This is a genomic window from Paracidovorax konjaci, assembly GCF_900112675.1.
Lineage (GTDB): Bacteria > Pseudomonadota > Gammaproteobacteria > Burkholderiales > Burkholderiaceae_C > Paracidovorax > Paracidovorax konjaci.
Genome location: NZ_FOMQ01000002.1, coordinates 369,457 through 392,897 on the forward strand (window position 1 = coordinate 369,457; position 23,441 = coordinate 392,897).

The window sequence follows — 23,441 nt, forward strand, 5'->3', positions numbered from 1 at the left end:
CGTCTTGTGGAGGTGGGTCTGCCATCCGGCTTCCTTCCTTCGGACGGAAAGACGTGGCGACCCTATGTTCAACTGCACAAGGGATGCACCGATGTCTACGAGCTGCTTCGATCGCGAAGACGAAACCTTCATCGTCCTGATCAACCACGAAGGACAGTATTCGATCTGGCCGCACTGGAAGACGGTGCCTGATGGATGGACGTCCATCGAAGGCGTGCGTGGCGACAAGAAGACCGTGGTCGCCTACGTGGACGAAGTCTGGACGGATATGCGGCCGCAGTCGCTGCGTGACTGGATGCAGCGCCAGGAGTCCGGGGCGCAGGTTGAAGATTCAACCACTGCAGCAGCCTGACGGCGATGGCGCGCGACGCTGCTCTGCCGCTGGTCTGCCTGCCTTGCGCGGGTGCAAGTGCCACGATGTACCTGCGCTGGCGAAGGGGTTTGCCCGAGGGTGTCGAAGTGGCACCGGTGGAGTTGCCCGGCCGTGGTGCTCGAATGGGCGAGCCGTTTGCACTGAGCTATGTCGATCTCGTGCAGCAGCTGGCCGGGCCTTGCCTGCGCGCCGCAAACGGGCGTCCTTTCGTGCTCTTTGGGCACAGCATGGGAGCGCTGCTGGCCTATGGCGTAGCGCGGCACTTACAGACGCATTTTGGGGTAGAGCCCGCTGCATTGGTCGTATCGGCTTGCGCTGCTCCGTTGGCGCGAAGCCCGGAGCGCTATGCCGAGCCGCTGGACGATGAGCGGCTGCTCATGGACTTGCGAGACCAGGGCGGAACTCCCGAAGCCGTGTTTACTGAACCCGAGCTTCTGCGCATCACGCTGGACGTGCTGAGAGCGGACTATCGCGTTTGCTACAGCTTCGAGCGTGACCAGAAGGCCACTCCGCTGGGCTGCCCCGTCCACGTCTTCGCGGGAAGGGATGACCGTATCCACCAATCCGAGTTGCTTGCCTGGGCGCATGAAACGCGCGGCCCTGCCACCACGGATTGGTTCGACGGTGGGCATTTCTACCTGCGCGACCGCGAGCCTGCTTTCCTGAGTGCGCTGGAACAGCGTTTGAGGCCATTGCGTGTGGCCTGGAACCAGCCGGCCGTTGCCTCCGCCGCCTGAGGCGGCCTCCCTTTCCCCCTGCTTTTCCTGATTTCCCGCTGCGTGCGTGCGGCGGGCTGGCAGCGCCTTTGCGCGCACAAGGAGTTCTTCATGAATGAAATGCCGATGCAATTCAGGCGCCACGCGCCCGAGGGATCCGAGTTGCCCTTGTTGATCACGCCTCATCGACCGGGCGAAGGATTGCTGGACGCGCTCGCAAGGCTGCGCCCTCGCATCGAAGCGGTGCTGCCGCAGGTTGGCGGTGTGCTGTTGCGGGGTTTTGCCGTTCCGGATGTCGAGATATTCCAGCAGTTTGCGGCGTCCTTCGGCCACCCGCTGCTGAAGTACGAGTTCGCCTCCACTCCGCGCTCGGCTGTGGAGGCATCGACGGGTGCCGGCGTCTACACCTCGACCGAGTATCCGGCGCACCAGAGCATTCCCCTGCACAACGAGCAGGCCTACACACGCGAATGGCCGATGCGGATCTGGTTCCACTGCGTGAAGGCCTCGGCAGAGGGGGGCGAGACGCCCATCGCGGACAGCAGGGCCATCTATCGGCGCATGCCCGAACGCATCCGCCAGCTCTTCGAGCCCGGTGTGCTCTACGTGCGCAATTTCGGAGACATGGACGTGCCCTGGCAGAAAGTGTTCAACACCGAGCGGCGCGATGAAGTGGAAGCGTTCTGCACCCGCTCGGGAATCGGCTGGGAATGGAAGGAGGACGGCGGCCTCCGGACGCGGCAGCTCTGCCAGGCGATCGAGGTGCATCCTGCCACCGGAGAGACCGTATGGTTCAACCAGGCGCACCTTTTCCACATTTCTGCTCGTGAGGCGGAAGAACGGGAGGTGCTGGAGGAAGTGCTGGGCATCGAGAACGTGCCGCGAAACACGTTCTTTGCCGATGGCTCCCCCATGCCTGACGCCGTGCTGGATGAAGTACGCGCCGTGCTCGATGCCGAAACCGTTTCTTTCCCATGGGAAGAAGGCGACGTGATGATGCTGGACAACATGCTTGCGGCCCATGCCCGTTCGCCTTTCAAGGGTGCGCGCAAAGTGGTCGTGGCGATGGCGCAGCCACACGGCAACCTGGAGGTGCCAGCATGAGCGCCAAAGATTGGGTGTTGCAGGAAGCGGGACACACTGTCGCGGCAGAGCCGCCGCCGGGTAACTTCGTAGAGCAGTTGGAGCGCCTGGTGGCTGGCCAGCCGGATGCTCCCTGGTTGACCGTGGTGGACGAATCGCAGGGGCATTGCCGTGAGATCACGCTGACCTACGGTGAGTTCAGCCGCAAGGTACGGTCTCTCGCCGCCCGGATGCAGCAGCAATTCGCCGTGGGCGACCGCGCGCTGGTGCTCCAGGACAACGATGAGAACTACGCCATCAGCATGCTGGCCTGCTTCCATTGCGGCGTCATTGCAGTACCGGTGTTTCCACCGGAGTCGCAGCGCCCGCAGCACCTTGCACGCCTGCAGGCGATTGCCCAGGACAGCGGCGCTGCCTGCGTGCTCACGACCCAGGTCCTGCAGGACCTGGTCCGCTCCGGCTTCGGTGCTTTGGCCGCCATCGCAGTGGACGCAGTCGATGAATCGGGCCATGAGACCTGGCAGCGATACAGCCCACGGGAAGACGACGTGGCGTTCCTGCAGTACACCTCCGGCTCCACCGGGCAGCCCAAGGGGGTGATGGTCACCCACGGCAATCTGATGGCCAATGAGCGTGCGATCCAGGAGGGAATGGGATTGGGTCCGCAGGACCGATTCGTCTCCTGGGCACCGCTGTTCCATGACATGGGCTTGATCGGCGGCCTGCTGCAACCGCTCTACAGCGGTGCGCCGCTCGTGCTGGTTTCCCCCCGTTATTTCCTGGAGCGGCCCGCGCGCTGGCTGGAGCTCATGTCCCGCTACCGTGGCACCGTCAGTGGCGGGCCGGATTTCGCTTACCGCCTGTGCCTCGAGCGCATCGGCGAATCGCAATGTGCAGGGCTGGATCTGTCGCAATGGCGCGTGGCCTATAGCGGTGCGGAGCCAGTGCGGGCAGACACCATGGCTGCCTTTGCCGAACGTTTCGCGGCCCATGGCTTCGATGCCAATGCGGTCTACGCCTGCTATGGGCTGGCCGAGGCAACGCTCTATGTCACAGGCTCCCGAAGCGGGACGGGTTTGTGGTCCAGGGCGTTCTCTGCGGAAGCGCTGTCCGTCGGTGCTGCCGCACCGGACAGTGCCGGCCCGGTGCTGGTCGGCTGCGGAGGGCCTGCTGCCGGCCATGCGGTGGCCGTCATGGACCTACCATCGTTGCGCCCTGCAGATCCGGGCTGTGTCGGCGAGATATGGGCCAGCGGCCCGAGCGTGGCGGCAGGCTATTGGGGCAAGGCGGCGGAAACTGCGCAGACCTTCGTGGAACGCGACGGCCGGCGGTGGCTGCGCACCGGAGATCTCGGCTTCCTGCACGAGGGCCAACTCGTGGTGACGGGCCGGACGAAGGACCTCATCATTCTGCGCGGGCACAACGTCTATCCGCAGGATGTGGAGCGCGTGATCGAAGCGGAAGTGGAGGCTGTGCGCAAAGGGCGTGTGGCTGTCTTTTCAGTGCAGGGCGCGCATTCGGAAGGCATGGGCGCTGCCGTGGAAGTGTCCCGCGGCATGCGGAAGCTGGTGTCACCGCAAGCGCTGGTGGATGCGCTGAGCGAAGCCGTAAGCGAGACCGTGGGAGAGCCGCTGTCGGTCGTGCTGTTGCTGGAGCCTGGAACCCTTCCGAAAACCACCAGCGGCAAGTTGCAGCGCAGCGCATGCCGGGCCGCCTGGAAAGACCGTGTCGCGGATGCCTATGCCATCTACGAATGGGGCCATTTCGTGCGCGGCGGCACGGCTCAGGCGGTTCAAGCCGGAGCTGAGCCGCTGACCGCCTTGCAGGCTGGCGTGGCCGAGGTCTGGCGGCAGGTACTGCACATGGACGCAGCACGGCCCCTGGAGCGCGAGTCGCACTTCTTCGTGCTGGGCGGCAATTCCCTTGCGGCGACGCAAGCGGCCGTGCGCATCGCTCAGCGCTGGGGCGTGGATTTTGCACCGCGTGTGCTTTTCGATCACCCGCGCCTGCACCAGTGCGCTGCCGCCCTGGAGGGGGCGATCGGCCGCGGAGCCGGCGCCCCACCCACTCCGGGATCGCAAGTCGTTCCGCTGCCGCCTTCGGCGCGCGGTGCGGAACAACCGCTGTCGCATGCGCAGGCGCGCCAATGGTTCCTTTGGAAAATGGCGCCATCGCAGGCGGCATACCACGTAGGCGTGGCGCTTCGACTCACCGGAGAACTCGATGCCCAGTCGCTGCGCTCCGCGCTGGGCGACGTCGTGCGAAGGCACGCATCGTTGCGGACGGTGTTTGGGGAACATGCCGACGGCATGCCGTTCCAGCGTGTCGAAGATGCCGGGCCCCACCTGTCGCTGGACATCGTGGAAATTGCCGGCATCTCTTCCGAGGAACGCGAGGAGGCACTACGGGAGCAACTGGGCATGCTGCAGGCCCGACCGTTCGATCTGCTGAAGGGGTTTCCCTGGCGCGTGGCTTTGCTGAAGCTCGGCGGGCAGACCCACGTGCTGGCCGTGGTGATGCACCACATCCTCTCGGATGGGGCATCGATGCAGGTGTGGGCAAGCGAATGCCTGGAGGCTTATGGCTCCCGCAGGAGCGGCGCCGCACTGCCGCGCGAGATGCCTGGCATCCAGTACATCGATTACGCAGCGTGGGCCACGCAGCGGCTCGCGGCTGGCGAGAGCGATCGGCAGTGGGCCTGGTGGCGCGAGCGACTGGGCGGGAACCCGGTGCTGAGCGAGTTGCGCCCGGACCATCCGCGCCCGGCCCGGGCACTCTACACAGCGCGCCGCCATGCCTTTTCCGTGCCGGAGTCCACGGCACGTGGTTTGCAAGCGCTGCAGGCCTCCGAAAGTGTCACTTCCTTCATGGTCCTGCTGGCGGGGCTGCATGCCCTGCTCTACCGCTACACCGGGCAATCGCAGGTTCGCGTCGGTGCGGCCATTGCGCAGCGCGGCCGGCCCGAGGTGGAGCGCCTGATCGGTCTGTTCGTCAATACCCTGGTGCTGCCGGGAACGGTGACAGGGCAGGCCTCTCTGGCGACGATATTGCGCGAAGCGCGGGAACTGATGCTGGGCGCGCAGGCGCACCAGGAATTGCCGTTCGACCGACTGGTTGAATTCTTGCGGCCAGAGCGCAGCGCGAGCCTCAGCCCGCTGTTCCAGGTGATGCTCAATCACCTCGCGGAGGACACGCAGGCCTTGCATTCCGTTCCCGGGCTTCATGTCCAGGCTGAGCCGTTGCAGGGGCCCGAGGCGCAGTTCGAACTGGTGCTGGAGGCACGCGAACGCAAGGATGGCACGCTCTCCCTCGCATGGCTGTATGCCGGAGAACTTTTCGAGCCGGCCACCATCGAGCGCCTGGCAGGGCACTATCTGGCGCTGCTGAAGGCGCTGGCGGAGCAGCCCATGGCGCCCGTGGCAAGCGTGGATCTGCTTCTGCCTGGCGAGTGGAGTCGGCTGGTGGACTGGAGCCGCAATTCCTCCCGCGAAAGCGCGCCACGCGCAGTAATTCGCAGCCTGGAAGTCCATGCCATGCGGCAGCCGGAGGCCACCGTGCTACTGTTCGATGGCGTATCGCTTGGATATGCAGAGTTGAACGAGCGGGCCAACCGGCTGGCGAACCACCTGCTGCGGCAGGGACTCGCGCCGCAGTCGCTGGTTGGCATAGCGATGCACCGTTCGGCGGAAATGGTGGTAGGCATGCTGGCCGTGATGAAGGCGGGCGGCGCGTACCTTCCCCTGGACCCCGAGTACCCGGCCGAGCGCCTGGCCTACATGCTGCGGCACAGCGGTGCGCGCCTTGTGCTGACCCATGGGGCCGCACGGGCTGCCGTGCCCAGACTGCAGGGTGTACAGCGCATGGACATCGACAGCGCGATGCTGGATGCGGCCGGGGAAGACGCCAGGAACCCCGGCATCGAGATACATGCCGATCAGCTGGCCTATGTGATCTACACCTCGGGCTCCACCGGCCTGCCGAAAGGTGTGGCCGTACGCCACGCAGCGCTGCATACCTGCATGGCATGGATGCAATCCACCTACGGGTTGGCTCCTGCGGACACTGTGCTTCACAAGGCTCCATTCGGATTCGACGTGTCGTGCTGGGAGATCTTCTGGCCGCTCACTGCGGGCGCCCGGTTGCTGGTGGCTCCGCCAGGGGCGCATCGCGATCCGGAGCAATTGGTGAGCCTTATCGAGCAGCACCAGGTGACGACGCTGAACTTCGTTCCGTCGATGTTGCAGGCCTTTCTGGACCATCCAGGCATCGAGCATCGCACGCGCCTGCGCCATGTCATCTGCGGCGGCGAAGCGATGCCGGAAACGCTGCAGCGCGAAGCCCTGCGCCGCCTGCCGGGCGCGACGCTGCAGAACCTCTACGGCCCTACGGAAACCACCATCCACGTCACCCGCTGGACCTGCCGGGACGAGGATGGACCGGTACCCATCGGCCGCCCCATCAGTGAGACCGAATGCTGGGTGCTGGACTCCGACCTGAATCCCGTACCCCAGGGGGTCGCGGGCGAGCTGTACATCGGCGGCGCACTGCTGGCACGGGGATACCTGGGGCAGGCAGGACTCACTGCGGAGCGCTTCATCGCCCATCCGTTGGCGGTGGGCGAGCGGCTCTATCGCACCGGCGACCGTGTGCGATGGAACGCTGAGGGGCAGATCGAATACTTCGGCCGCGTCGATCACCAGATTAAGCTGCGCGGGCTGCGCATCGAGCTCGGCGAAATCGAATCCGCGCTGCGCGCGCAGGCAGGTGTCCGCGATGCCGTCGCAGTGGTGCAGGGGCGCGCGGGCAGCGAAACCCTGGTGGCCTACGTGGCAGGGGCGGGAGAGCCTGCCGCATTGCGTGCAGCGCTCGCGCTGCGGTTGCCCGATTACATGGTCCCACGCGCCGTGGTGGTGCTGGAATCGCTGCCGCTCAATGCCAACGGCAAGGTGGACCGTGCAGCGCTGCCATCGCCCGAATCTGCGCAGCCTCCCGGCCCCCAGCAGATATCCGATGGCAGCACCGCGCAGCGGTTGGCGGCACTCTGGAGTGAACTGCTGGGTGTCCGCGCAGTGGCCTTGACCGACAACTTCTTCGACCTCGGCGGGCATTCGCTGCTGCTGATCCGTGCGCACCGGCTGCTGCAGGACCAGTGGGGCCTGTCCCTGACCCTCGTGGAATTGTTCCAGCACCCGACCGTGGAATCGCTCGCGCGCCACATCGATCGCAAGAGCGGCGAAGCGGCGACCACCCCCGTATCCCCGCCGGCCGACGATCGCGCCCGACGCCAGCGCGCCGCGCTCCTGCAGCGCCGCGCCATTCTCCAAGGAACCCAAGAATGAACACACTGTCTTCCCATGAGCCCGGGGGGCTGGAGATCGCCATCGTCGGTATGGCAGGCCGCTTTCCTGGCGCACCCGACATCGACACTTTCTGGCAACGCATCCGGGACGGCGTGGAATCGGTGAAGCACTACACCGATGAGGAACTCGCGGCACTGGGGGTGCCGGAGTCCTTGCGCAACGATCCAGACTATGTGAAAGCCGGCATGCCGCTCGACGGGGTCGACCGCTTCGATGCCGAGTTCTTCGGCTTCACGCCACGCGAGGCGGAACAACTCGATCCGCAGCAGCGGCTCTTTCTGGAAAGCGCCTGGGCATGCCTGGAGCATGCGGGCTGCGACACATCGCGCTGGCAAGGCAAGGTCGGGGTGTATGGAGGCGAAGGCCCGAGCGTCTACCTCATGCGCCATCTGCTCCCATCGTCCGGACTGGACGGCGGTGCGGGCATCGCCGATGTTCTGGGGCTCATGGGCGCCAATGCCGGCAGTTCGCTCTGTACCCGCGTAGCGTACAAGCTGGACTTGCGTGGCCCTGCGGTCACCGTCCAGACCGCCTGTTCGACGTCGCTCATGGCCGTTCACATGGCATGCCAGGCACTCCTCGGCCATGAATGCGACATGGCGCTGGCAGGCGGGGTCTGGCTCAATCTTCTGCAGCAGGGCGGTTACCGCTACCAGGCTGGCGCCATCCTGTCGCCGGATGGCCACTGCCGTGCCTTCGATGCGAAGGCTGCGGGCACGGTGGTCGGCAGCGGCGCGGGGACCGTCGCACTCAAGCGCCTGGACGATGCCCTGCGCGATGGAGACACCGTGCATGCCGTCATCAAGGGAAGCGCAGCGAACAACGATGGATCGGCCAAGGTCGGATTCACGGCACCCAGCGTGGATGGGCAGGCCGAGGTGATCCGCGCGGCCCAGCTCATTGCAGGCGTGTCGGCCGACACCATCGGCTACATCGAGGCGCATGGAACCGGAACCGCACTGGGCGACCCCATCGAAATCGCGGCGCTCACGCAGGCCTTCCGTTCAGACACGGAGCGCCACGGCTTCTGCGCGGTCGGCTCGGTCAAGACCAATGTCGGCCACCTGGACGCAGCGGCCGGGGTCGCGGGGCTCATCAAGGCAGCAATGGCGCTGAAGCACCGCCAACTGCCACCCAGCCTGCATTGGCGCAAGCCCCATCCGCAGATCGATTTCGCGGCGAGCCCGTTCTACGTGAACACGGAGGCCAAGCCATGGCCCCAGGGGGCATTCCCGCGCCGTGCGGGCGTGAGTTCCTTCGGCATCGGTGGCACGAACGTGCACGTGGTGCTGGAAGAGGCACAGGCAAACACGGTTCCCGTGGAACCGATGGAGGGGGCGTGGCACGTGCTGCCGGTGTCAGCCCGCACCGAACCTGCATTGCGGGAGAGCCGCCTCCAGCTGGCAGCGCATTTGCTGGAGCAACCCGTGGCAGAGCTTGCGGATGTCGCCCACACGCTCCAATCCGGACGCCGTGCATGGTCTTGGCGTGCAGCCGTGGTTGCGCACGAGCCCGGCCTCGCCGCGCAGCGCCTGCAAGCGCCGCTGCCTTCCCCCGTGCGTGTTGCCGGTACGCCGGCGGAGGTGGTCTTCCTGTTTCCGGGCGCGGGCTCGCAGCATGTCGGTATGGCCCGGGACCTGTACCGCCGCCATGCCGTGTTTCGGCGGTCACTGGATGAATGTGCCGACATCCTGCGGCGAGAGACCGGCCTGGAACTGTGCGCGTTGATTCATCCCCCCGCTGGCGAAGAAGCCGCCGCTGCTGAGCGCCTGGCGCGCATCGACGCGTCCCAGCCCGCGCTGTTCGCGGTGGAATACGCGCTGGCCCAATGGTGGATGTCATGCGGTGTGCAGCCTGACCTGATGCTGGGCCACAGCCTTGGGGAATACGTAGCAGCCTGTATCGCAGGTGTCTTCTCCCTCGAAGATGCGATGCGCATCGTGGCTTGGCGGGGTCAACTCATGGCCACCCTGGTGCCCGGTGCCATGACCTCGGTCTCGCTGCCGGAGCCGGAGGTCGCGCCTTTCCTCGTGCACGGGTGCGACCTTGCGGCCGTGAACGGCGATGCGGTCTGCGTGCTGGCCGGCACGCCGGATGCCGTCGAACGCACGGAGCAGGCGTTGCGCGAGCAGGGCCATCTGCCGCGGAGGGTGCATGTCTCGGTGGCCTCGCATTCCCGGCTCGTGGAGCCCATCGTGGCCGAGCTGGAGCGGCGCATCGCCTCGGTACCACGCCAGGTGCCTCGGCTGCCATTCATTTCCAACGTCACCGGCAAGCGGGTCACGGCCGAAGAAGCTACCAGCCCCGCGTACTGGGGGCGTCACCTCCGCGGAACGGTGCGGTTCCGCGACGGCCTGGATACGGTGCTCTCGCAGCCTGGCCGTGTGGTGCTGGAAGTCGGGCCGGGCGAGGCCCTGGCAGGCTTGGCGCGGCAGCACGCCGCCGCTGCATCCGCGGCAGGGATATGGGCCAGCCAGGCCCATCCTCAGCAGCAGGAGCGCAACGGCCAGCAGCTGGCGCATGCGGTGGCGGGGCTCTGGATGGCCGGCGTGGACATCGGCTGGAGCGCACTCCGCGACGGCGCACCACGCCGGTCCGTGCCGTTGCCGACCTATCCGTTCCAGCGCCAGCGGTTCTGGGTGGATGCGGGTCCGCGGGATCCATCCGTCCGGCATCCCGGGCAGGCCGATGCCGCTCCTGGCGGGATGTATTACGCACCCTGCTGGCGCCGTGGCAACGCTGCTCAGGCCGATCCGGCCGCTGCCGGCCCTGCCCACGGCGATACCGTACTGATGTACGCAGGCAACGGGCTGCCGCTGGCGGACCGGCTTGCGGCGGTACTGAAGGAGCGCGGCGCCAGGGTGGTACGCGTACAGGCGGCCGATGCCTTCCTGCGGACGGGCAGCGACAGCTATGGCCTGCGGCCCGACCACCGCGCTGACCATGCCGCCCTCTGGCGCGATGCCGGCGCCATATCCCATGTGTTCCATTTTTGGGGCGTCGGCGGTGGCGAACCGGTCGTCTCACCCCCGCAGTCGCCCGCTTGGGAGCTTGGGTACTTCAGCCTGATGGCGCTGGCCCAGGGCCTGGAGGATGCGGGTGCAATGCGCGCTCTGTCCCTGACCGTGGTCACCGATTGCATCGACGAGGTCGCAGGCACCGAAGAATTGGTGCCCGAGAAGGCGACTCTGCTGGGCATTGCCAAAGTAATGGGGCAGGAGATGCCACATGTGGCCTGCCGGGTGGTGGATGTGATCCTGCCGCGCGCCGACAGCGTGGCGGAAGGGCAGTTGGCCCGGGCGCTGGCGGACGAGCCTACCCGATCCGCAGAAGATTTTCTCGTTGCGTGGCGAGGCGCCCACCGCTGGGTCAAGGCCTACGAACCCACGTTGCCGCCGCCGGTCAGCGCGCAACGCCTGCGGCCCGGCAGCGTGGTGGTGATCACCGGGGGGCTCGGTGGGGTCGGCCTCGCACTGGCACGCTACCTGGGCCGCACGCATGGTGCCCGGCTCGTCCTCACAGGCCGGACTCCGTTGCCTCCGCGCCCGACATGGCCCCAACTTCTCGCGCAGCGCGATCTGCCGTCCGCCCAGCGCCGCCGTTTGGAGCAACTGCAGGCGCTGGATGCGCAGGGCATCGCCTGGCTGGATGTGGCGGCCGACACCACCGATCCCATGCAATGGCGGGCCGCACTGGACGCCATCCACGCGCGCTTCGGACCGGTGAACGGCGTGATCCATGCCGTGGTGGAACCGGGGCGCGGCATGCTTGCGACCCGAACCCGTGAGCAGGCCGAAGCGGCATTCGCGCCCAAGGTGCGGGGCACGCAGGCCCTGCTGGAAGCGGTGCGCGGCGAGCCGCTCGATTTCGTGCTGCTTTGCTCTTCGGTGGCCAGCCTCATCGGCGGGCTCGGCCGCAGCGACTACGCCGCGGCCAATGCCTACCTGGACGCATTTGCGACCCTCTGCCGGCGCGAGTACGAATGGCCCGTGTTCTCCGTCAATTGGGACGCATGGCGCGACGTGGGCATCGCCGTGGACATGGACGTGCCCGAAGGCCTGGGCCTGGATGAGAAGACCGGTGCAGCAGTCTTCGAGCGCATCGTCAACGGCCCCGCGGTTCCACAGACGGTGGTGTCGGTCACGCCCCTTGCACAGCGGTTGAAGCCGCTGGACGGCCTGGTGGATTCCATGCCGGACGTGCCGGAAGCCGGGCCCGCGCTGGACGCAGGGCATCCGAGACCGGTGCTCTCGACGCCCTACCGCGCGCCGGAAGAGGGCGTGGAGTCGGATCTCGCGGCCTTGTGGACGGAAGCGCTGGGCATCGACGGCCTCGGCGCGGACGACAACCTCTTCGAGCTGGGAGGCGACTCCCTGCTGGCGATCCGGTTGCTCTCGCGTGTGCGCAAGACCTACGGCGTGGAAATCCATCCAGCCTCTTTCTTCAAGGCGCCCACCGTGTCGGAACTGGCCCAGCTCGTGGAGCTGCGCCTGATCGAAGACATCGAGCGCGAGGCATCGGGCGCCTCGCAGCCCGAGGGCCGCGCCGCCACCCTGCAGACCGAATGAACGGATGACCTACCGGCCATGAGCGATAGCCTTCTTTCCGAGCGCCGCGCGCGCCTCTCCTCTGCGCAACTGGCGCAATTGCAGCAACGTCTGCGTGCATCGCCCCAAGGCAATGCTGGCTCCGGCCCCATCCGTACGCCGGACGCTGCGCGGATATCCCACAGCGGCCTGCCCGATGGCGCGCAGGCGCCGATGTCCTGGGCCCAGCAGGGCCAGTGGTTCCTCTGGCGCATGGAGCCCGGCAACACCGCGTACCACGTGGGGGGCGGACTGGACCTGGGGGGGGCTCTCGACATGGGGTGCCTGCAATCGGCCTTGCAAGGCCTGCTGCAACGCCATGAGGCGCTGCGCACCGTGTTCGGAGAGGCATCGGACGGAACGCCGTGGCAGCGCGTGCTGCCGGCCGTGTCGATCGATCTTGCCTGCGACGATTTCTCTGCGTTGCCTTCTGCCGAGCGCGCCTCCCGCCTGGAAGAGATTGCCCAGAAGGTGTGCGCGACACCTTTCGATCTGCGTGCCGGGCCGCTGCTGCGCTGCATGCTCGTGAAGCTGGCCCCGCAGGAGCATCGCCTGCTGCTCATGATGCACCACATCATTTCCGATGCCTGGACGGTGGAGCGCATCCTCGATGAATGGGCGCAGGGTTACGCCGCGGCGCTGCGGGGCGAGGCGCAGCCTGTGCAGACGAGCTTGCCGGAGCTGCGCTATGTGGACTTCGCCGCCTGGCAACGTGGATGGCTGCAGGGCGAAGAGGCGCAGCAGCAGAGCACCTATTGGCAGCGGCAGTTGGCGCAGGAGGCACCCGTGCTGCAGATCGGCCGGGCCGATTCCGATGCTGGCGCGGCGTCGGTCGCAGCACAGTGGATTCTCGATGTGGAGCCTGTGCTTGCGGATGGCTTGCGCAAGCGCGCGCGCGCCCAGGGCTCCACGCTGTTCTGCGCACTCTTGGCATCGTTCCACGCGGTACTGTTTCGCCACGCTGGCCATGCACTGCAGCGGGTCGGGGTGCCCGTGGCGGGCCGGAACCGACCCGAAACCGCCGGTGTGGCCGGCATCTTCATCAATACCGTGGTGATGCAGGCGCGTGTTTCACCGTCGATGCCGCTGGCTGAACTTCTGACCCAGGTGCACGCGACAGCGCTGGAAGCGCGTGAACACGAAGACCTGCCGTTCGAGCACCTCGTGCAGGTGCTGCGGCCGGACCGTGGTGCGGAGGGCGCTGGATTGTTCCAGGTGATGTTCAATCACCTGGGCGAAGGCGATCGCCCGTTGGGCGGCTGGCCGGGCCTGAAGGTGCAGCGCGTCGACCTGGGGCTGCGTGCCGCGCCCTTCGCGCTCACGCTCGAAACCATGGAGCGGGCCGGTGGGGGGCTGCGCGCCGCTTTCCGCTATGACGCGGGTCGCCTGAGCGCGCAGCACGTGCAGCATCTGGCCGAGCATTACCGGTGCATGCTGCAGGCGCTGGCCGGCGATGCCTCTCGCCCGGTCGGAGAAGTGCCCATGCTGGGTGAGGCCGAGGCCGCCTGCCTGGAGCGATGGTCGGTCAATGGCAGCCGTGCAGGCGATGGTGTACCTGTGCATCGGCTGTTCGAGCGCCAGGCTGCACGCTGTCCCGATGCGCCTGCGCTGGTCTTCGGCGACGGGCAGTGGAGCTATGCGGAACTCAATCACCGTGCCAACCGACTGGCCCATCGGCTGCGTGCGCTGGGGGCCAGACCCGGCACCTTGGTCGGCGTCGCGCTGCCGCGCGGGCTGGAACTGGTGCAGGCGCTGCTCGCGGTCATGAAGGCGGGCGCCGCCTACGTGCCGCTGGATCCGGAGCTGCCACCGGATCGGCTGGCCTATCTGCTCGGCGATTGCATGCCAACGCTCGTGCTGGCAGATGCCGGCAGCCGGGGCCGGTTGCCGGCCCGGCCAGCGCAACCCGTGGTCCTTCTGCCTCTGGACGAGCCTGGGGCGGGCACGAGCATTGCCGGTTTGGATGGCAACCCGCTCGTGGAACTCCATGGCGAGGATCTCGCATACGTCATCTACACCTCCGGCTCCACCGGCCGCCCCAAAGGTGCGGCGAATCGCCATGGCGCGCTGGCCAACCGCATTGACTGGATGCAGCAGGCCTATGGCATCGGGCCCGGCGACACCGTGCTGCAGAAGACGCCGTTCGGCTTCGATGTGTCGGTGTGGGAGTTCTTCTGGCCTCTGGCCGCAGGCGCCCGGCTGGCGGTTGCGCCGCCCGGCGCGCATCGGGAACCCAGGCAGTTGCAGGCCCTGTTCATGCGCCATGCCGTCACCACGGTGCACTTCGTCCCTTCGATGCTGCAGGCCTTCCTGGCACAGGCGGAGCCGTCGGCCTGCGCCAGCCTGCGCCATATCGTCTGCAGTGGCGAGGCGCTTCCTGCCGAGGCACGGCAGCGGGTGTTCGCGCTGCTTCCAGGCGTGGGGCTGCACAACCTCTATGGCCCCACCGAGGCAGCCATCGACGTGACGCACTGGACCTGCGGCGCCGCGGAACGGGGCGCGGTGCCGATCGGCCGCCCCATCGCTGGCCTGAGCACGCGGGTGCTCGACGCTGCACTGCAGCCCGTCCCCCTGGGGGCGACGGGTGAACTGTGTCTTGGCGGTATCGGGCTGGCGCGCGGCTACGTCCGGCGCCCGGGGCTTACTGCAGAACGTTTCGTGGCCGACCCTTTCGAGGCCGGGCAGAGGCTCTACCGCACGGGAGACCTCGTGCGGTGGCGAGAGGACGGTGTCCTGGAGTACCTGGGCCGGCTGGACCACCAAGTGAAGATCCGCGGCCAACGCATCGAACTCGGGGAGATCGAAGCGCGGCTGCTGGCCTGCCCCGGCGTGCGGGAGGCCGTGGTGGTGGCTGCCGCCACGCCCTCGGGCACGGCCCTGGCGGCCTACTGCAGTGCCCATGTGGGTGCGGTTCTGGATGTGGCGGCGCTGCGCGAGCGGCTCGCTAGCGATCTGCCCGACGCCATGGTGCCTGCGCAGATCGTGGTGCTGGACACCTTGCCGCTCAATGCGAACGGCAAGGTGGATCGCAAGTCGCTCCCGGCGCTCCGCCCGGCCGAGCCCGCAGTGCATGTCCCTGCGCAAGGCGCAGTGGAGGCGGCGCTGGCGGGCATGTGGTGCGAGCTGCTGGGCCTGCCGCGCGTGGGCCGCACCGATCACTTTTTCGAACTGGGCGGGCACTCGCTGATGGCCATGCAACTCGTGGCCCGCGTGCAGGCCGGGCTGCAGGTCGAGCTGTCGGTACGGGATGTTTTCCTGCACCCCGTGCTCGCCAGCCTCGCGCGGCGGGTGGACGAAATCCTGCCGCAGCGCCCCGTGGCCGACGCGCTTTCGCGCCTCGATGCCTTCATCGACGACATGGAGACCGCCCGATGAGCGATACCCCTGACCAGGAAACCCAGCAGACCCAGATGGCCCGGCGCTTCATGCGCCTGACGGATGCGCAGCGCCAGGCGGTGTACGCGCGCATGCGGGAAGAGGGCCTGTCCATGGGGCAGTTCCCCATCCTCCCGCGAGAGGCGCAGGACGGGGAGGCCCTGCTTTCCTATGCCCAGATGCGCCAATGGTTCCTGTGGCAGATGGAGCCCCAGGGCTCGGCATACCACATCACGGGGGCCTTCGTGCTCCAGGGCGCGCTCGACATCCCGGCGCTGGAGGCCGCCTGGTGCGACGTGGTCGGCCGGCATGCCGCCTTGCGGACGGTGTTCCGTGCAGACGCCGAGGGCCAGGTGTCCCAGGCGGTGCTCCCGCACACCGGCTTCTCCGTGCAGCGGCTCGATCTTGCCTCGCTACCGGAACCCGAGCGCATCGTCCGTGCCGAGGCCGCGGCGCGCGCCTGCGGCGAGACGCCGTTCGACCTGGGTTCGGGCCCCCTGCTGCGTGTTCTGCTGATCGGCATGGAGGGTCACGAGCACCGGCTGGTGGTGGCGATGCACCATATCGTTTCCGATGGCTGGTCGCTGGGCGTGCTGGTCGAGTCGTTTGCCGAGCGCTACCGGGCACACCACGATGGCGTGGCGCGTGCATCCGTTTCTCCGCTGGCATTGCAGTACGCGGATTACGCCCACTGGCAGCGCCAGTGGATGGAGGCCGGCGAGAAGGATCGTCAGCTCGCCTATTGGCGCGAGAGCCTGGGTGCCGCGCATCCGGTGCTGCAGCTGCCCGCCGACCATCCGCGGCGGGCCGATGGCCGCTATCGCGCAGCCTTGCATGCATGGACGCTGGCGCCTTCTCTCGCACACGCCGTGCGCGCCGCCGCGCAGGCGCAGGGCGCCACGCCGTTCATGGCGCTGCTCGCCGCCTTCCAGGTGGCCCTGTACCGATGGAGCGGCCAGGACGACGTGCGCGTGGGCGTGCCGGTGGCCAACCGGGGACGTGTCGAGACCGAAGGGCTGGTCGGACTGTTCGTGAACACCCAGGTGCTGCGGGTCTGCCTGCACGGGCGCATGCCGCTGGCCGACGTGCTGGTTGCGGTGCGGGACGCAGCGCTGGGCGCGCAGGCGCACCAGGACCTGCCTTTCGACCAGCTCGTCGAGGCGCTGCAGCCCGAGCGCAGCCTCGCGGCGCCGCCGCTCTTCCAGGTCATGTTCAACCACCAGCAGCATGACCGGCAGGCGCTCGACGGCTTGCCGGGCCTGCAGTTCGTCCGCTGGGACCTGCCGGGACAGACGGCCCAGTTCGAACTGACGCTGGGCGTGGTGGAAGACGGGCAGGGCGGGCTGCGCATGGAGTTCCATTACGCCCGGGAGCTGTTCGGCGAGGCGACCGTCCTGCGCATGGCCCGCCACTACGAGGCGGTGCTGCAGGCGCTGGCCAATGCACCGGCGACCTGCGTGGGCGACATCGGCCTGCTGGCGGACGAGGAGGCCCGGCAATTGAGGGAATGGGGTGAGTGCCTCCGCGATGAGCCCCATGCAGAGCCGGTGCACCGGGGCTTCGAGCGCATGGCCTGCCGGCAGCCCGATGCCGTGGCCGTGGAACTGGGCGGGCACGCGTGGAGCTACCGCGACCTGGATCGCCGCGCCAACCACCTCGCGCATCGCCTGGCCGCACTGGGCGCGGGGCCCGAATGCCGCGTCGGCATCGCCATGGAGCGGTCCCCGGCATTCGTGGCGGGCCTGCTCGCCATTCTCAAGACCGGTGCTGCCTTCGTTCCGCTGGACCCTGCCTACCCCGCGGACCGGTTGGCCCACATGGCACGGGACTGCGGCATGGCGCTGCTGCTGACCGAACCGGCGCTCGCCAACCGCATTCCCTTGCCGCCCGGCGTGCCCTGCCTTGCCTGGGAATCCCAGGACGAAGAGAGCGACTCGCCACCGATTGCTGCCGTGGGGCCGCACCACCTGGCCTACATGATCTACACCTCGGGCTCCACGGGCCTGCCGAAAGGCGTGATGGTGGAACACGGCCCCTTCGCCGCGCATTGCATCGACACCGCCGCATGCTATGAAATGGGACCGGGATCGCGCGAGCTGCACTTTCTATCGTTCGCGTTCGATGGTGCACACGAGCGGCTCTTCACCGCGCTCACCTGTGGCGCTGCGGTGGTGCTGCGCGACGGCCAGCTCTGGACCGCGGAGCAGACGCTGCAGGCCTTGGGCGTACGCCGCATCACCAATGCCGGATTTCCACCGGCCTACCTGGGGCAACTGGCCGACTGGGCCGGCCGCACGGGGGAGGCCCCTGCGCTCGACCTCATCTCCTTCGGCGGCGAGGCCATGTCGCGGGATGGCTTCGATGCGGTGCGGCGCCACCTGCGGCCCCGCTTGCTCATCAACGGCTATGGCCCGACCGAAGCGGTGGTCACCCCCATGCTCTGGAAGGTGGACTCGCTGGCCTCGTTCAGCGAGGCCTACGCGCCCATCGGGCAGCCGATGCCGGGGCGCAAGGCCTATGTGCTGGATGCCCACCTGCAGCCCGTTCCCCGCCATGTTCCCGGTGAGCTGTACCTGGGCGGCTCGGGTATCGCACGCGGCTACGGAGGCCGGGCAGGGCTCACGGCGGAACGGTTCGTGGCCGATCCGTTCGGCGCTGGGGGCGGGCGGCTCTACCGCACCGGCGATTGGGTGCGATGGCGCGAGGACGGGCAGCTGGAATACCTGGGCCGTGTGGACCACCAGGTGAAGGTGCGGGGCTTTCGCATCGAACTCGGTGAGATCGAAGCAGTGTTGCGCACCGCCACCGGCGTGGGCGAGGCCGTCGTCGTGGCGCGCGAGACGCCCCGCGGCACGCGACTTGCCGCCTATGCGGCCCCGCGCGCCGGCGGCACGCTGGAGCCCGATGCACTGCGCGCGCATCTGGCGCGCAGCCTGCCCGATTACATGGTTCCCTCGGCCGTTGTCGTGCTGGAGCGCCTGCCCATGGGCCCCGGCGGCAAGGTCGATCGCAAGGCACTGCCGGAGCCTGCGGAGCCTGCACCGACGGAGGCAGGCGGCGCTCCCCTGGGGGCCGCCGAGCAGGCCCTCGAACGCGTGTGGAGCGACGTGCTCGGCCGCGAGCGTGTGGGGCGCGACGACAATTTCTTCGAACTGGGGGGCGACTCGATCCTGAGCCTGCAGATCGTGGCTCGCCTGCGGTTGGCAGGCTGGCGCGTGACGCCGCGCCAGTTGTTCGAACGCCAGACCATCGCGCAGCTCGCTGCCGTGGCCGAGCCGCTGCCGACGGGGGCCGTCGCCTCCACAGGGCCGGCGCGTGGCGAGGTGCCGCTGCTGCCGTTCCAGCGCGATTTCTTTGCCATGCCGATGCCGGCGCGCCACCATTGGAACCAGGCGGTGCTGCTGCGCAGCCCCGGGCCACTGGATGCTGCGGCCCTGCGCCATGCGCTGCGCGCCGTGGGCCGACACCATGATGCGCTGCGCCTGCGCTTCGCCCGGCAGCCGCAGGGCCACTGGGTGCAGCGCTATGCCGATGTGTCTCCCGCCCAGTGGGACGACATGCTCTGGGTGCAGGCCGCTGATGGCCCGGCCCAGCTCAGCGCGCTGTGCGAGCAGGCGCAGTGCAGCCTCGATCTGGAGCATGGCCCCCTGCTGCGTGCCGTTGCCATCACCATGCCCGGTGGCGACGCGCGGCTGCTGCTCGTGGCGCACCACCTGATCGTCGATGGCGTGTCCTGGCGCATCCTGCTGGAGGACTTGCAGCAGGCCTATGCGCACAGCCTCGCGGGTGGCCCGGCCGCACTGCCTCCCGCCTCGAGCGGGCTGCGCGATTGGGTGCAGGTGCTCCAGCGCCATGGCCAGAACCATCCTGGCGAAATCGACCATTGGGAGCGCTTGGCCGGGTGTCCTTCGGCCTTGCCGTGCGCCCGCCCCGGCGCTGCAGGCACGGCGGCCCACCAGCAGACGGTCTCCATCCGCCTGGATCGGGAAACCACGGACGCATTCCTGGCCAAGGCGCCCGCGGCCTATCGCACCCAGGCGAACGATCTGCTGCTGGCAGCGCTGGGCCGTGCGCTGTGCCGCTGGAGCGGGCAGCCCCGCATCCTGGTCGATGTGGAAGGCCATGGCCGGGAGGACCTCGATCCCGGCGTGGACCTGTCCCGCACGGTGGGCTGGTTCACCTCGCTCTATCCCGTGGCGCTGGACGCACAGGGCCCGCTGCCCGAGGCCGTGCGGCGGGTCAAGGAATCGCTGCGCCGCGTGCCGCACCGCGGTGTGGGCTACGGCGCTCTGCGGCATTTCGGCACCCCCGCTCAGCAGGCATCGCTGCAGGCGCTGCCGCGCGCACAGGTGGTTTTCAATTACCTGGGGCAGTTCGACGACCGTCCGCAGCAGGAGGGGCAACGCTGGGCGCTGGCGCCCGAACCGGCCGGCGCCAGTGTGGACGCCGGTGCGCCGCTCACCCACGAGTTCGCGCTCAACGGCCGCGTGCTGGCGGGGGAGCTTTCGGTCGAAGCCCTCTTCAGCGGAGCACGCCACGATGCCGCCACGGTCAGGGGCTGGATGCAGGACTTCGAGGCCGAACTGCGTGCGCTCATCGCCCATTGCGTCCAGGCACCGCAGGGCGCGACCCCATCCGACTTTCCGCTGGCGGAACTGGACCAGGGCGGGATCGATGCACTCGGGCTGGACTGGCGGCATGTGGAAGACCTCTACCCGCTGTCGCCGATGCAGGCCGGGCTCGTCTTTCAGACGCTGCTCGATCCCGATGCGCCGGCCTACCGCAACCAGTTGCGCATCGATTTCGAAGACCTGGATGCAGGGCGTTTGCGGGCCGCGTGGGCCGCGGCTTTCGAACGGCATGCCGTATTGCGCAGCGGCGTGCTGACGCACGGCAGCAGGCCACTGCAGTGGGTGGCACGGGGCGCGGAGTTGCCCTGGCGCGAGATCGATGCGCGCGGCGAGCGCAATCCGGCCCGGTGCACGGATGCGCTGGCCTCGGAAGAGCTGGCGAAGGGCCTGGGCCACTGGGCGCCCCCGCTCTCGCGCTTCGTACTGGTGCGCACCGGTGAACGCAGCCACCATTTCATCTGGACGGTGCACCATGTGCTGCTGGACGGCTGGAGCACGTCCCAGCTCATGGCCGAAGTCCTCAGGCACTACGGCGGTGCGGCAGAGCCCGTGCCCGCCAGCCGCTACGGCGACTACATTCGCTGGCTGCAGGGCCGCGATGCCGCAGCGGACCGCGCGCACTGGCTCGGCGCCCTGCATGCGGTGGATGGCCCGACGCGCCTGGTCGAAGCACTGCCGCCTGCCGAGGGGCAGGAGCACAGCCTCGGCACGGATGCGGGGCGAGCGCGGCACGCTTTCGACGAACCTTCGACGGCGCGCCTCACGGAATTCGCCCGGCGTGAGCGCATCACCCTCAATACGCTCGTGCAGGGTGCCTGGGCCCTGCTGCTGCAGCGCTACACCGGCCAGGACACCGTCGTGTTCGGCACCACCGTTGCCGGGCGCCCTGCGGAGCTGGTCGGCGTCGAGCACATGGTGGGCCTGTTCATCAATACGCTGCCGCTGGCCTGTACCCCGCGCCCCGATGCACAGGCGGGCGAGTGGCTGCGGTCCCTGCAGGCCCAGGGGCTCCAGGCCCGCGAACATGAGCACACGCCGCTCTATGACATCCAGCGGTGGGCTGGTGCCGAGGCGGGGGGCTTCTTCGATACGCTGCTCGTGTTTGAGAACTACCCTGTGGACGACGCGCTCGTGGGCGCATTGCCTGCCGGCCTGCGCGCCCGCGTCACCGCGCAGCGGGAGGAAACGCATTACCCGCTCACGGTGCTGGCCCTGCTGGAGCCCGTGCTGTCCCTGCAACTGCGGTACGACCCGGCGCGCGTCGCCCCTGCGGTGGCCGCCATGCTGATGGGCCACCTTGCGCATTGCCTGCAGTGGCTGTCCGAAGATGCGGAGCGCGCCCTGGGCACGCTGGACATGCTGTCACCGAAGGAAATCCAGCAGGTCGAAGAGCGGGGGCGCACCGTGGCCACCGTCGATGGCGCCGACACGCTGCACCGGATGTTCGAACGGCAGGCGGCGCTGCGACCCGGTGCCACCGCCCTGCGCTTCGAAGAAGACACGTTGTGCTACGGCGATCTTGACCGGCGGGCCAACCGGCTCGCGCACCACTTGGCCACGCTCGGCGTGCGGCCCGAATCGCGGGTGGGCGTGGCGCTGGGCCGCGGCACCGATCTGGTGGTGGCCCTGCTGGCCGTGCTCAAGGCCGGGGCGGCGTACGTACCGCTGGACCCGGACTATCCGCCCGACCGCATCGCCTATATGGCCCGCGACAGCGGCATGGCCTGCGTGGTGACCCAGGCCGGGTTGTGGGACGTCTCGCCCCTGCCGGACACCGTGGCGGTCGTGGACCTGGGCGCCTGCGATCTCTCCAGTCTCCCCGGCACCGCGCCGGACGTGGCCGTGCACCCCGATCACCTGGCCTACGTCATCTACACCTCCGGCTCCACCGGCCGGCCCAAGGGAGCGCAGCTGTGCCACCGGCAGGTGGTGCGCCTGCTGCGCGGCACCGACGACTGGTTCCATTTCGGCCCGGAGGATGTCTGGACCCTGTTCCATTCGTACGCCTTCGACTTCTCCGTGTGGGAAATCTTCGGGGCGCTGTGTACCGGCGGCCAACTGGTGGTGGTGCCGTACTGGGTGAGCCGCTCGCCGCAGGATTTCCTGGCGTTGCTGCGGCAGCGGCAGGTCACCGTGCTCAACCAGACGCCCTCGGCTTTCGGGCAATTGGTGGGCCTGCCCGCCACCTACGAGGGGCCGGCGGACGGCACGCAGGACTTGGCGCTGCGCGTGGTCATCTTCGGCGGCGAGGCGCTCGACCCGCAACGGCTGCGGCCCTGGATCGCGCATTTCGGCGACGACCGGCCGGCCCTGATCAACATGTACGGCATCACCGAAACCACGGTGCACGTGACATGGCGCCGCATCACGCGCGCAGACCTGCAACCGCAACGCAGCCCGGTCGGAACGGCCATCGGCGATCTGGGGCTGTTCGTCCTCGACGGCGACCTGCGGCCCGTGCCGCCCGGTGCGCCGGGCGAACTCTTCGTGAGCGGGGCGGGCCTCGCGCGGGGCTATCTGCACCAGCCTGCGCTCACGGCCCAGCGCTTCGTCGCGCACCCCCTGCCGGCGCATGCCGGCGAGCGGCTCTATCGCACGGGAGACCGCGTGCGCTGGACCGCTGCGGGCGAACTCGAATACCTCGGCCGCATCGACCACCAGGTGAAGGTGCGGGGCTTCCGCATCGAACTGGGTGAGATCGAGGCACAACTGCTGGCGCAGCCGGAGGTGCGCGAGGCCACCGTCGTTGCGGAGGACGGCCCGGCCGGCGCCAGGCTGGTCGCCCATGTGAGCGCGCAGCCGGGGATGCGCATCGACGTGCCTCTGCTGCGCGAACGCCTGGGCGATGCGATGCCCGATTACATGGTGCCCGCCGCGGTGCTGGTATCCGACGGCCTGCCGCTCACGCCCAACGGCAAGGTGGACCGCAAGGCGCTGCCGTCTGCGCACGCGCCTCAGGCATCCGGTGAAATCGGCGAGCCACCGCGCGAGGGTGTGGAGCACGCGCTGGCAGCGCTCTGGTGCGAGGTGCTGCAACTCGAAGCGGTGGGCCGCAACGACCATTTCTTCGAACGCGGCGGGCATTCGTTGCTGGCGGTGCAACTGATCGCCGCGATCCAGCGGGCCTGGGGGCGGGCAGTGGCACTGCGGACGGTATTCGAGACACCCGTGCTGGCCGATCTGGCCGCGCGCCTGGCCGCGGAGGGTGCGGTGCCCCCGGGCGGGGCCATTGCCGGCGGGGGCGACTCCGCACGGCGCATCGACGCCCTGCTGGGGGAATTGGAACTCTGACTCACCGAACCGGAAAGACCTGAACG

The 23,441-nt window shown here is 68.4% G+C and carries 7 protein-coding genes; all 7 read left to right on the plus strand.

Annotated features, from left to right (window positions below):
- Positions 1-91 precede the first annotated feature (91 nt).
- The 7 genes from BM144_RS04250 (at position 92) to BM144_RS04280 (ending at position 23,415) form a co-directional block, all read left to right on the plus strand.
- Positions 92-352 carry an MbtH family protein gene (locus tag BM144_RS04250; protein WP_092950038.1) on the plus strand — a complete coding sequence of 87 codons (261 nt, stop codon included), beginning with the start codon at positions 92-94 and terminating at the stop codon, positions 350-352.
- Positions 353-357: 5 nt separating this feature from the next.
- Positions 358-1,110: a thioesterase II family protein gene (locus BM144_RS04255; protein WP_092950039.1), complete on the plus strand. Its 753-nt coding sequence runs from the start codon at positions 358-360 to the stop codon at positions 1,108-1,110.
- 90 nt (positions 1,111-1,200) lie between these two features.
- Positions 1,201-2,193: a TauD/TfdA family dioxygenase gene (locus tag BM144_RS04260; RefSeq protein ID WP_092950125.1), complete on the plus strand. Its 993-nt coding sequence runs from the start codon at positions 1,201-1,203 to the stop codon at positions 2,191-2,193.
- The gene (locus BM144_RS04265) at positions 2,190-7,511 is read left to right on the plus strand and encodes a non-ribosomal peptide synthetase (RefSeq protein ID WP_092950040.1); all 5,322 of its coding nucleotides are present in this window, start codon (positions 2,190-2,192) and stop codon (positions 7,509-7,511) included. The genes BM144_RS04260 and BM144_RS04265 overlap by 4 nt, the downstream gene beginning before the upstream one ends.
- On the plus strand, positions 7,508-12,100 hold the full coding sequence (locus BM144_RS04270) for a type I polyketide synthase (RefSeq protein ID WP_092950041.1): 4,593 nt from the start codon (positions 7,508-7,510) through the stop codon (positions 12,098-12,100). Before BM144_RS04265 ends, BM144_RS04270 begins: the two co-directional genes overlap by 4 nt.
- 18 nt (positions 12,101-12,118) lie before the next feature.
- Positions 12,119-15,493 carry a non-ribosomal peptide synthetase gene (locus BM144_RS04275; protein ID WP_092950042.1) on the plus strand — a complete coding sequence of 1,125 codons (3,375 nt, stop codon included), beginning with the start codon at positions 12,119-12,121 and terminating at the stop codon, positions 15,491-15,493.
- Entirely contained in the window at positions 15,490-23,415 is a 7,926-nt protein-coding gene (locus BM144_RS04280; protein ID WP_245783522.1) for a non-ribosomal peptide synthetase, read from the plus strand. Before BM144_RS04275 ends, BM144_RS04280 begins: the two co-directional genes overlap by 4 nt.
- Positions 23,416-23,441 lie beyond the last annotated feature (26 nt).

What these genes read in the sequence shown, in the direction of transcription:
- BM144_RS04275 (WP_092950042.1), top strand. Translation starts at nt 12,119, where the DNA reads ATGAGCGATAGCCTTCTTTCCGAGCGCCGCGCGCGCCTCTCCTCTGCG.
- BM144_RS04260 (WP_092950125.1), top strand. Translation starts at nt 1,201, where the DNA reads ATGAATGAAATGCCGATGCAATTCAGGCGCCACGCGCCCGAGGGATCC.
- BM144_RS04280 (WP_245783522.1), top strand. Translation starts at nt 15,490, where the DNA reads ATGAGCGATACCCCTGACCAGGAAACCCAGCAGACCCAGATGGCCCGG.
- BM144_RS04270 (WP_092950041.1), top strand. Translation starts at nt 7,508, where the DNA reads ATGAACACACTGTCTTCCCATGAGCCCGGGGGGCTGGAGATCGCCATC.
- BM144_RS04250 (WP_092950038.1), top strand. Translation starts at nt 92, where the DNA reads ATGTCTACGAGCTGCTTCGATCGCGAAGACGAAACCTTCATCGTCCTG.
- BM144_RS04265 (WP_092950040.1), top strand. Translation starts at nt 2,190, where the DNA reads ATGAGCGCCAAAGATTGGGTGTTGCAGGAAGCGGGACACACTGTCGCG.
- BM144_RS04255 (WP_092950039.1), top strand. Translation starts at nt 358, where the DNA reads ATGGCGCGCGACGCTGCTCTGCCGCTGGTCTGCCTGCCTTGCGCGGGT.